7 protein-coding genes and 1 CRISPR repeat array are annotated in these 11,349 nt (G+C 66.5%); of the genes, 3 read left to right on the top strand and 4 right to left on the bottom strand.

Features of this window, described 5'->3' with window-relative positions; all coding sequences use genetic code 11:
* Both OXF11_00500 and OXF11_00495 read left to right on the top strand, forming a co-directional pair.
* On the top strand, positions 1-396 hold a 396-nt coding region (locus OXF11_00500), incomplete at its 5' end, for a hypothetical protein (GenBank protein ID MCY4485587.1).
* Positions 397-473: 77 nt separating this feature from the next.
* Positions 474-1,625 carry a DUF4143 domain-containing protein gene (locus tag OXF11_00495; protein ID MCY4485586.1) on the top strand — a complete coding sequence of 384 codons (1,152 nt, stop codon included), beginning with the start codon at positions 474-476 and terminating at the stop codon, positions 1,623-1,625.
* 102 nt (positions 1,626-1,727) lie between these two features.
* Here OXF11_00495 and OXF11_00490 read toward each other — a convergent pair whose 3' ends face one another.
* Complete coding sequence (locus tag OXF11_00490; GenBank protein ID MCY4485585.1) at positions 1,728-4,193, bottom strand: heavy metal translocating P-type ATPase; 2,466 nt, start codon at positions 4,191-4,193, stop codon at positions 1,728-1,730.
* A 60-nt stretch (positions 4,194-4,253) separates the two neighbouring features.
* Complete coding sequence (locus OXF11_00485; GenBank protein MCY4485584.1) at positions 4,254-5,138, bottom strand: LysR substrate-binding domain-containing protein; 885 nt, start codon at positions 5,136-5,138, stop codon at positions 4,254-4,256.
* 108 nt (positions 5,139-5,246) lie between these two features.
* Between OXF11_00485 and OXF11_00480 the strand changes: the two genes are divergently transcribed.
* Positions 5,247-6,704, top strand: a complete 1,458-nt coding sequence (locus OXF11_00480) for a catalase (GenBank protein ID MCY4485583.1) — start codon at positions 5,247-5,249, stop codon at positions 6,702-6,704.
* Positions 6,705-6,794: 90 nt separating this feature from the next.
* Here the strand turns inward: OXF11_00480 and OXF11_00475 are convergent, their stop codons facing one another.
* Together OXF11_00475 and OXF11_00470 are read right to left on the bottom strand one after the other, a co-directional pair.
* Positions 6,795-7,535: a hypothetical protein gene (locus OXF11_00475; GenBank protein ID MCY4485582.1), complete on the bottom strand. Its 741-nt coding sequence runs from the start codon at positions 7,533-7,535 to the stop codon at positions 6,795-6,797.
* A gap of 306 nt (positions 7,536-7,841) precedes the next feature.
* The gene (locus OXF11_00470; protein MCY4485581.1) at positions 7,842-8,492 is read right to left on the bottom strand and encodes a ribonuclease H-like domain-containing protein; all 651 of its coding nucleotides are present in this window, start codon (positions 8,490-8,492) and stop codon (positions 7,842-7,844) included.
* Between the two features lie 399 nt (positions 8,493-8,891).
* Positions 8,892-11,299: direct repeats of the CRISPR family, unit length 29 nt; unit sequence GGGTCTATCCCCGCGCGTGCGGGGGAACC.
* Between the last annotated feature and the right edge of the window lie 50 nt (positions 11,300-11,349).

The raw sequence follows: 11,349 nt of genomic DNA, 5'->3' as shown, positions 1-11,349 counted from the left end.
CAGTTCAAGGCCGAGAACTGGCTGCACAGCGACAGCCACCCGTGCCTCACCGAAGCCGCCAAGGTCACGGCCGAACGCCTCAAGATGAACGCCGACGAGACCCAGGCCCTGGTGGACCGCTACCTGGGCTACGGCCGCCCGCTCCCGGGAAAGCCGATCCCGCCGCTCCTCTACGGCATCAACAAGTTCAGCCGCGACCACACGCCCGAGAAGTACAACAGCATCGTCAAGAAGGAGTACGCCGCCATGAACCCGGCCCCCAAGGTGCGCGTCGTCGAGATCGGCACCGGCATCCATTCCTACTGGGCCACCGAGGAAGGCCTGCCCCTGGGCGTCTGCCCGGTGATCACCAAGGTCTGGCACGACGCCATCATGAACGGGTACTACGAGGTGTGACGTCCACTCACTGATGTTTGATTTCTAGTTCCGAATGTCCCAATATTGGCGATGGCATTTCCAATTTGGGACGCAAAGTGGAATTAGTAAGTCGATTTTTTGAGATTCCCGACCAGAGTTGCTTCCTGTTCGGTCCCAGGGGGACCGGAAAATCCACGTGGTTGCGCAACCGGCTCCCGGACGCCCTGTTCCTGGACCTGCTCGATCCGGCGCTCCATCGCAGCCTGGACGCCCGCCCCGAGCGGCTCCGGGAGCTGCTCGCCGGCTCGCCCCGAACCGGCTCTGTGATCATCCACGAGATCCAACGGATTCCGGAACTGCTGACCGTGGTCCACGCGCTCATGGAGGAACCTTCGCCGCCCCGTTTCATATTGACCGGATCCAGCGCCCGAAAGCTCCGGCGCGGGGGTGTGGATCTCCTGGGAGGAAGGGCCGTACGCCGCACCATGCATCCCTTCATGGCCGCGGAGTTGCCCGCATTCGATCTCGGACGGGCACTCGAAACGGGATTGCTGCCACTGGTCATGGCAGCCAGCGACCCCGCGGACGTCCTGAGCGCCTACGCGAGCCTGTATCTCGAACAGGAGGTCCGGGCCGAAGGACTGACGCGAAACGTCGGCAACTTCGCCAGGTTCCTGGAAGCGGTCAGCTTCTCTCACGGTGCCCAACTCAACGTCTCGGCGGTGGCGAGGGAATGCGAGGTCGAGCGCAAGGTGGTCGCCGGCTATGTCGGCATCCTGGAGGACCTCCTGCTCGCTTTCCGGCTGCCCGTCTTCCGCAAACGCGCCAAGCGCGCCACCGTAACCCAGGAGAAAATCTACCTGTTCGACGCTGGAGTGTTTCGCTCGTTGCGCCCCCGGGGACCCCTGGACCGCGCCGACGAGATAGCCGGCCAAGCGCTGGAAGGGTTGGTGGCCCAGCATCTGCGCGCATGGATCGCATATTCCCGGCATGACGCGGAGGTATTCTTCTGGCGCACCCGTGGCGGGACTGAAGTTGACTTCGTGGTCTACGGGGAACCGGGACTCCAAGCGTTCGAGGTCAAGAACGCCATGAGGGTGCATTCCGGCGACCTGCGCCCACTCAGGGCGTTTCGCAAGGACTACCCCGAGGCCGAGACCGCGTTGCTCTACCGCGGCCGGGAACGCTTGCGGATCGACGGCATCTGGTGTCTGCCGGTGCAGGAGTTTCTGCGTGGTATCAGGCCAGACAAAGGCCTTCTGACCTAGTGTGGTGTCTGGTTAATTCGCGTCATGAGATGCGGAGGATTTTCTGTCGTCGGCAAGGCGCGATGACTTGTAGGGGCGACCCGCGGTCGCCCCATGTGCCGGTCACTCCAGCCGGATGCGCCTCAGTCGCAGCGCGTTTCCGATCACCGACACCGATGAAAGGCTCATGGCGGCGGCGGCGACCATGGGCGACAGGAGCAGGCCGAACATCGGGTAGAAGACGCCGGCGGCGATGGTGACGCCCACCGCGTTGTAGACGAAGGCGAAGAACAGGTTCTGGCGGATGTTGCCCAGGGTGGCGCGCGCCAGCAGGCGGGCGCGGACGATGCCGTTCAAGTCGCCGCGCATCAGGGTGACGCCGGCGCTCTTGATGGCCACGTCCGCGCCGGTGCCCATGGCGATGCCGGTGTCAGCGGCGGCGAGGGCGGGCGCGTCGTTGATGCCGTCGCCGGCCATGGCTACGTGCCGGCCTCCGGCCTTCAACTCGGCGACGATGTCCCGCTTGTCTTCCGGCGCCGCCTCGGCCCGCCAATCGTCGATGTCGAGGCCGGCGGCCACCGCCCGCGCCGCCCGGGGACTGTCTCCGGTCAACATCATGATGCGCAGCCCCGAGCGCCGGAGCCTGCCGATGGCCTCGCGGGTGGTGGGCTTGATTTGGTCCGCCGCCGCCACGAGACCCCGAAGGCGGCCCTCCACGGCCACGAACATCACGGTCTTGCCCGCTTCCTGAAGCCGCTCGGCGGCGCTTTCGATGTCGCCGAGGCCGGCGCCCAACTCGCCCATCAGCGCCATGTTGCCCAGAGCCACGGCCCGGCCCGCGACTTGGCCGCGGACACCTTTCCCAGGGATCGCCTCGAAGTCCGTGGCCTCGCGCACCACGGCGCCCCGCGCTTGGGCGCCGGCGAGGATCGCCTCGGCCAGCGGATGCTCCGACCCGCGTTCGAGAGACGCCGCCAACGACAGGACCTCCGCTTCGTCCATGCCCATGCCGCCGTCCGCGGCCACCACGTCCGTCAACTCGGGTTTCCCTTCGGTCAGGGTGCCGGTCTTGTCGACGATCAGCACGTCCACCCTGGCGAGGCTCTCCAGCGCCGCGGCGTCCCGCACCAGCACGCCCGCCTGGGCGCCGCGGCCCGTCGCCACCATGATCGACATGGGCGTGGCGAGCCCGAGAGCACACGGGCACGCGATCACCAGGACACTCACGGCCGCCACCACGGCGTTGGCGAGGGCGGGCGCCGGACCCACCGCCAGCCACGCCACGAACGAGATCAGCGACACCACCACCACCGCGGGGACGAACCAGCTCGCGACGCGGTCCACCAAGGCCTGCACCGGAGCGCGGCTGCGCTGCGCCGCGGCCACCATGTCGACGATCCGCGCCAGCACCGTATCGGCGCCGACCCCCTCGGCGCGCATGGTGAACGACCCTGCCCCATTGATGGTCCCGCCCGTCACCGGGTCGCCCGCCGACTTCTCCACCGGGATCGGCTCGCCCGTGAGCAGCCGCTCGTCCACCGCCGAGTGACCGTCGACAAGCACCCCGTCCACCGGGACGCTCTCTCCCGGCCGCACCAGCAGGCGGTCGCCGACCTTGACCGTTTCGAGCGGCACGTCCTCGTCGCCGTCGTCCGTCACCCGCCGCGCGGTCTTGGGCGCCAAGTCCAGCAGCGCCCGGATCGCGCCGCCCGTGCGCTCGCGCGCGGACAGCTCGAATATCTGGCCGACGAGCACCAGGATGAGAATGATCGCCGCGGCCTCGAAGTAGACCGGCGGCAGCCCGTGCGGCCCGCGCACCGACTCCGGAAATATTGCCGGCGCCAGCACGGCCGCCACGCTGAAAACGTAGGAGGCGCCGGACCCGAGCGCGATCAGCGTCCACATGTTGGGGCTGCGGTTCACCACCGAAGCCCAGCCGCGCTTGAAGAACGGCAGCGCCACCCACACCACCACCGGAGTCGCCAGCAGGAACTGGAGCCAGACGTGCAGGCGCGGCCCGAGCCATTCCGCCATGGGCAGCCCGAGATGCCCGCCCATCTCCAGGATCAGGGTAGCGAGACCGAGCGGCGCGCCGATCCACAGGCGCCGCTTGAAGTCGACCAGCTCCGGATTGGGGCCGGCATCCGCGGTCGGCATCATGGGTTCCAGAGCCATGCCGCAGATCGGGCAATCCCCCGGCGCGTCGCGCACGATCTCCGGGTCCATCGGGCACGTGTACTGGGTGCCTTGCGGCGCTGGCTCCGGTTCGGAACGGGGACCGAGAAACTCCTCCGGCGCCGCCTCGAAGCGCGCCTGACAATGCCCGGAGCAGAAGTAGAACCGTTGCCCGTCTTGACGGACCATATACCGCGCGGTGGCGCGCTGGACCGTCATGCCGCAGACCGGATCCTTTGCCTCGATGTAATCGTCCGGCGCCGCCGCGAACTTCTTCAGGCACCCCTCGCAGCAAAAATGATAGTGGTGCCCGAGGTGCTCCAGGGAAGGCTTCCCGGCCGAAAGGGAAACCTCCATCCCGCACACGGGATCCCGCGTGATGGGGTTCGAGGACGTATTGGGCGATTCGGTCACGGTTTCCGCCAGATGGAAGTCATGCTTGCGTCTCCGTTGGCATTATAGTTCCACGCGAGCCTACTGCGCCAGCAACTCCCCCAGCAACCGGAACTCGGGCTCTCGCGGCGACCTCTTCCGCCACACCAAGCCGATGGTGCGGGCAGGCTCGGGTTTGCGGAACGGCCGGATGACGATGGCCGAGGGTGTGCGGCATTCTACCTCCAGGGCGAGCCGGGGCAACAGGGTGATGCCGATGCCACCCGCCACCATCTGGACGAGCGTGTTGAGGCTGCCGGCGCGAAAGTCGCCGACCTCGCCGGCGCCGCCGGTCTGACACACCTTCAGGGCCTGGGCTCGCAGGCAGTGGCCGTCGTCCAGCAGCAGCACCTGCTCGCCGGCGAGGTCGGCTTCGGTCAGGCGCTTGCGCGCGGCGAACCGGTGGCCGGCGGGCACCGCCACCACGAAGGGGTCCGCGGCCAGCGGCAAGGTAGCCACGTCGCCCAGGTCCGCATCCAGGGCCAGCAGCAACAGGTCCAGCTTCCCCTCCCCCAGCAGCGCCAGCAGCCGGTGCGTAAAGTCTTCGTGCAGCAGGATGCGCAGATCGGGATGCCGCTGGCGGATGGCCGGCAGCGCCTTGGGCAGCAGGTACGGCGCCACGGTGGGGATGACCCCCAGCCGCAGCGTGGCGGAGAGCGGCCGCGTGAGGCTGCGCGCCGTGTCCACCAGCTCGCCGGCCTGGGTCAGGATGCTCCGGGCCAGCGGCAACAGCCTCTCCCCCTCCAGAGTGAGCAGGACCTTCCGCCGGCTGCGCTCGAACAGTTGCACGTCCAACTGTCCCTCCAACTCCTTGAGCTGTACGCTCAGGCCCGGCTGAGTCACGAAGCACGCCTCGGCCGCGGCTCGGAAGCTCAGGCGCTCGGCCACCGCGACGAAGTATTCGAGCTGGCGCAGGGTCACGTCCATGATAATCCATAGCTATCACAAAGCTAACTATTATCAAATTTATTTCTCACGGATTTCCCCTATACTGAGAGTCAGAACAGCGGTTGATTCAGACGAAAGGAGATTTCCATGTCCCGTAAACGATGCCCGGTCATGACCACCAGCGCGGGCGCGCCCGTGGCCGACAACCAGAACGCCCTCACCGCCGGCGAGCGCGGGCCGATCCTGCTGCAGGACTACCAGCTCATCGAGAAGCTCGCGCACCAGAACCGAGAGCGCATTCCCGAGCGGGTGGTGCATGCCAAGGGCTGGGGCGCCTACGGGACGTTTACCGTCAACCACGACATCTCGCGCTACACCCGAACCCGGGTGCTCCAGCCCGGCGCCAAGTGTGACGTGCTGGTGCGCTTCTCCACCGTGGCCGGCGAGCTCGGGGCGGCGGACGCGGAGCGCGACGTGCGCGGGTTCGCGGTGAAGTTCTACACCGAGGAAGGCAACTGGGACTTGGTCGGGAACAACACGCCGGTGTTCTTCATCCGCGACCCCTACAAGTTCCCGGACTTCATCCGCACGCAGAAACGGCATCCCAAGACACACCTGCGGAGCCCGGTGGCCATGTGGGACTTCTGGTCGCAGTCGCCGGAATCGCTGCACCAGATCACCATCCTCATGTCGGACCGCGGCTGCCCCACGGCCCCCATGTACATGAACGGCTACGGCTCCCACACCTTCAGCTTCATCAACGCCGACAACGAGCGCTTCTGGGTCAAGTTCCACTTCAAGAACCGGCAGGGGCACCGGCACTACACCAACGCGGAGAGCGCCGAGGTCATCGGCCGGACCCGCGAGTCCTACCAGGAGGCGCTGTTCGGCGCCATCGAGGGGGGCGAGTTCCCCAAGTGGGACCTCAAGGTGCAAATCATGCCGGAGCTGGACGCGGGCAAGACGCCGTACAACCCCTTCGACCTCACCAAGGTCTGGCCCCACGGGGACTATCCGCTGATCGACGTGGGCGTGATGGAGCTCAACCGCAACCCGGAGAACTACTTCGCCGAGGTGGAGCAGGCCGCCTTCTCCCCCTCGAACATCGTGCCGGGCATCGGCTTCTCACCGGACAAGGTCCTGCAGGCGCGCATCTTCTCCTATGCCGACGCACACCGCTACCGCCTGGGCACCCACTACGAGGCGCTCCCGGTGAACGCGCCGCGGTGCCCGGTGCACCACTACCACAAGGACGGCCCCATGCGCTTCTTCGAGCCGCGGCACGGCAACGTCGACGCGTACTACGAGCCCAACAGCTTCGGCGGCCCGGTGCAGGACGAGAGCTACGCCGAGCCGCCGCTCAGGATCTCGGGCGACGCCTCCCGCTACGACCACCGGGAAGGCAACGACGACTACACGCAGGCGGGCAACCTCTTCCGGCTGTTCGACGACGGCCAGCAGCGGCGCCTGTTCAGCAACATCGCCGGAGCCATGCAAGGGGTGCCGCAGAGGATCATCGAGAAGCAGCTCGCGCACTTCGCCAAGGCCGACCCGGCCTACGCGGAGGGCGTGCGCGACGCGCTGGGGTGGCCCGACGCGGCGTGAGGGGGCGCGCGACGGCCCTCGGCGGTGAGCCTGGCGTGAGTGGGAGGATGGGCGGGTTGGATACCCGCCCATCCTTGAGGGAGAGTGCGGCTACCCGCCGTTCAGGGCCGCCAGCCGCGTCACCGCGAGTTTGTGATAGAAGCGGTCCACGGCATCCTTGGAGGGTTTCTTGACGGCGCGCTCGAGGAGCCGGCGCGCCTCCTCCCGGTTCCCTTCCTCGTCCAGCAGCAGGAGCCCGTAGGCGTATTCGACGCACACCACCTTGGCATCGGGCATGAGCTCCAACGCGCGCTCATAGTGGCCGCGCGCCTTCTTTCCGGTGGCGCCGTAGAGAAACCTGGCCATGCCCCCCGCGGCGTGGACGACCTCCGCGTGCCATGTCGCCAGGCTCAGATGGCCCGCCGCCTTGTCGGGATCGAGCCGTAGCGCTTCTTCCACCGAGTCCCGCACCTTGGTCGCATATCCCCCGGTCACCGCCTGCAGGAACCCGATGGTCTGGGCGTAGCGGCCGCGCGCATGGGCCAGTTGAATATGCGCCTCGGGATTGGCCGGGTCGAGCCGCACCGACTCCTCTGCCAACTCCACGGCCCGCTGGAACAGCCCCTGCTTATCCTCCTCCTTGGCAAAGACGTAGCCCTGCATCGCCAGCGCCTGCGCCGCCAAAGCATAACCCTCGGAGGTCTCGAGCGCCGCGCTCAACTCCGCCGCCTCGACAAAGCGGCCGTCCGCATGAGCCGCGCGTGCCTGTTCCAGGGTTTGGGCGCCGGCGGCGCACGTCAAGAGAAGCGTGCAGAGGATGGTCGCGGAGATCAGGAATGCGGTCTTGGTCAATTCGAGGGCCCTCCGGCAATCGAAATACGTTCGGCAACGTCCACCATTCGGTTTCCCTTGACACGCGGCAGGCTTAACACGGCAAACCTTACCAGTCCTCTTCCCGTTCGTCGGTCACCGCCGCCCGAACCGTGGCTTCGGAATCTACAGGGCGCGGCCAATCCCAAAGGTCGGCCGGCAGCGGAGCAACGGGACGTTTCAGCAGCCCCTTCCTGTCCATCTCGCTCAAGTGCTCGGCAAGGGTTAACCTAATCTGATTTCTATAGTCGGAAGACGTCAAGGTAAACCAACGTACCCGCTGGGAAGTCACGGATGTGGCAACGTGCGCCAGCCTGGAGGCGCTGACCAATCCCTGAAACGCACCTCGGTCATCGATGGCCCCAACCGAGTATTCATTCTGCGGATGACTTCATCAAGTATGGCGCCCATGGCTGCGACGTCAGAGCGATTGTACAGGATCAAGCGCCGCAACGCCTCGTGGTCGCCTTGAAGAGACTGATTCCATAGAGCCACGGCTGTCAGGCCGGTAACTTCGGTCACGTCTTTTCGTAGATCGATCCGGAGGGCTTTCTCGATCGCCTTTTGCCCACCCGATAACCCGACACTCCGGCAAAGATACAGCAGATCGATGTGGACCCTCGGAAGCGTGATGCCGGGCAGAAACCGGGCGACGAACCTCGTGTCGAATCGACCGCCGTTGAACGTCACCAAGTACCTCGCCTGCTCCAAGTCTTCACAGAGCAGGTCTGGCGCCGATCCCTTCACCATGGTCCCCACGCGCCCGCCGAAGGCCCATCCGACAACAGTGATTTCATGGCGACAGGGATCCAACCCCGTAGTCTCGACATCCAGGAAAAGAACCCGGTCAGGCTGTCGCGAACACTCCGCAAGTTGAGCGTACAGCTTCTGCAAATGTGTGCGCCGGCCTGAGGTCCGCCGTGCTCCTACAGTCTTCATCTCAATGAAACCTCCTGTTCGCTCGATGTTGTCTATGCGGGCACACCCACAAGATCTGCCACTGGTGGTCAGGCGACCTAGTGTGGAGCACTGCGACTACTTGCACCGCGCAGCCACTGTCACCGTCAGCCGAAAATGTCCCAACTTGGGAGAGGGCGTCGGTGCCGAACAGACGCCCTGACATTGACAGGCTGCAAAGGAGCGGAAGGGGTTGGACTCCGCTCGCTCCGTCCAACCCCTCTCGCCCGACCGAAACCAACCGAAGAGCGTCAGACCCACACCGGCGCCCTTCTCGGAAGTGTGCAGTTTTCGATTGACAAGAGTGGGCAGTTTTCGGTTGCCACAAATGGGACATTTTCGGCTGACATTGACACCCGGGTCCGCGGCGCGTGGTGTAGCGGGTCTATCCCCGCGCGTGCGGGGGAACCTTTCACATGATAGACATCGCGATGGGCCAGCCGGGTCTATCCCCGCGCGTGCGGGGGAACCTCTGCATCCGTGCATCCTCCGCTGTTCGATGTGGGTCTATCCCCGCGCGTGCGGGGGAACCATGTGCATCTGCGCGCCCTGCCAATCGTAGGCGGGTCTATCCCCGCGCGTGCGGGGGAACCTCCGGTGCCGCTCTACTCGTACGAGCCGATCAGGGTCTATCCCCGCGCGTGCGGGGGAACCCCCTGTCGTCCGTACTCCCATTCGCCCAGGAAGGGCCTATCCCCGCGCGTGCGGGGGAACCGTCTCCCGGTCCATCTGCCTCGTCTGCATCAGGGGTCTATCCCCGCGCGTGCGGGGGAACCGAAGAGAGGAGAGGGAAAAAAGAGGAAGGGTACGGTCTATCCCCGCGCGTGCGGGGGAACCCACGGCCGGTATCGTGCAAACTTTCCAACGAAGGGTCTATCCCCGCGCGTGCGGGGGAACCGATCGCTTCCCGCCTGACGATGGCTATGCCCGGGGTCTATCCCCGCGCGTGCGGGGGAACCGAAATAGCATGAAACAGAGAATGATGACTGCCGGGTCTATCCCCGCGCGTGCGGGGGAACCTCCGAGCAGTCTTCCATGTATCGACATTTCTCGGGTCTATCCCCGCGCGTGCGGGGGAACCATGGTGGCCGTGAGACTGTTCCATCCCTTCTCGGGTCTATCCCCGCGCGTGCGGGGGAACCAGTTACGTGGAGCCGTCCGGAGACTCGCTCAAGGGTCTATCCCCGCGCGTGCGGGGGAACCCCAGCATGAGCTTATGGAGGATGAAAGCCTTAGGGTCTATCCCCGCGCGTGCGGGGGAACCGTCCCGGGCCTCATTGACAGGCGGCACAGCCGGGGTCTATCCCCGCGCGTGCGGGGGAACCCGCACCGTGAGGCCATGTCCGATACCTTGAACAGGTCTATCCCCGCGCGTGCGGGGGAACCCTGGAGGCGCAACTGCTGGTCCTGACGGACGGGGGTCTATCCCCGCGCGTGCGGGGGAACCTTCGACACGGTGAGCGGCCAAGAGGCGTATGCGGGTCTATCCCCGCGCGTGCGGGGGAACCCGCTGTAGCAGCATCTAGCGCAAAGCCGGATAGGGTCTATCCCCGCGCGTGCGGGGGAACCCCCGTATGCGGTCTAGCGCGCTATCGACCGGGGGGTCTATCCCCGCGCGTGCGGGGGAACCTCACACCGGCGCTTGCATCGGCAGCCTTCATGAGGTCTATCCCCGCGCGTGCGGGGGAACCGAAACGAACCGGAGAAGCGGCAAATGTCGCAGGGGTCTATCCCCGCGCGTGCGGGGGAACCCTACTCCAACAACGCTTTCGCCATCTCCGACGTGGTCTATCCCCGCGCGTGCGGGGGTACCTTTGTCCGGCCCCACCGCCCGGCGAGCCTGTAGGGCCTATCCCCGCGCGTGCGGGGGAACCATGACGACAAGGGGAGCGCCAAGGAACAAGGGGGGTCTATCCCCGCGCGTGCGGGGGAACCATGCGTTGCCGGCGCTTGGCGATCTCCCGTTCGGGTCTATCCCCGCGCGTGCGGGGGAACCGCGACGCGGGCATCGTTCGCGACGTGCATGGCGGGTCTATCCCCGCGCGTGCGGGGGAACCTGTCCAGGAACGAAAACTAATGCTTGACAAGTGGGTCTATCCCCGCGCGTGCGGGGGAACCACCCTGCCCACCTGTGAACAGCACGGTGTAGAGGGTCTATCCCCGCGCGTGCGGGGGAACCGCCCTCACTTTCCGCCACAGATCGGCCGGAAAGGGTCTATCCCCGCGCGTGCGGGGGAACCTCGCCTCGAAGCGCAGCCCCGTGATCGGCAAGGGGTCTATCCCCGCGCGTGCGGGGGAACCGCGTCGAACTACAACAGCCCGAAGTACGGCGAGGGTCTATCCCCGCGCGTGCGGGGGAACCCGAGCTGGTCCGGGTCCTGGGTGATCACGGTCGGGTCTATCCCCGCGCGTGCGGGGGAACCGGCTCTCCACCGACGGCTCGACTGGCCCCTACGGGTCTATCCCCGCGCGTGCGGGGGAACCGGGCCGTGTGCGCGCCCTTGCACCAGCGCACCGGGTCTATCCCCGCGCGTGCGGGGGAACCGCCCCGGTGGAGCGGATACCCAACGCCGTACACGGTCTATCCCCGCGCGTGCGGGGGAACCTACGATTCCATACGCCCCGTTCCAGCCGTTAAGGGTCTATCCCCGCGCGTGCGGGGGAACCTTCGGAGCACAAAGTATCGCGACACGTGGGACGGGTCTATCCCCGCGCGTGCGGGGGAACCGTCTGCACGACGTTGGGAACCAGGTGCAGGAAGGGTCTATCCCCGCGCGTGCGGGGGAACCGTCTGCACGACGTTGGGAACCAGGTGCAGGAAGGGTCTATCCCCGCGCGT

The sequence above is a fragment of the Deltaproteobacteria bacterium genome (assembly GCA_026712905.1).
Lineage (GTDB): Bacteria > Desulfobacterota > Binatia > UBA9968 > JAJDTQ01 > JAJDTQ01.
Note: the sequence above shows the minus strand (reverse complement) of the source record. Positions and strands in the feature narration are given on the sequence as shown.

Excerpts from the sequence above, each read along its gene's own strand:
- OXF11_00485 (MCY4485584.1), bottom strand. The coding sequence starts at position 5,138 with ATGGACGTGACCCTGCGCCAGCTCGAATACTTCGTCGCGGTGGCCGAG.
- OXF11_00480 (MCY4485583.1), top strand. The coding sequence starts at position 5,247 with ATGTCCCGTAAACGATGCCCGGTCATGACCACCAGCGCGGGCGCGCCC.
- OXF11_00470 (MCY4485581.1), bottom strand. The coding sequence starts at position 8,492 with ATGAAGACTGTAGGAGCACGGCGGACCTCAGGCCGGCGCACACATTTG.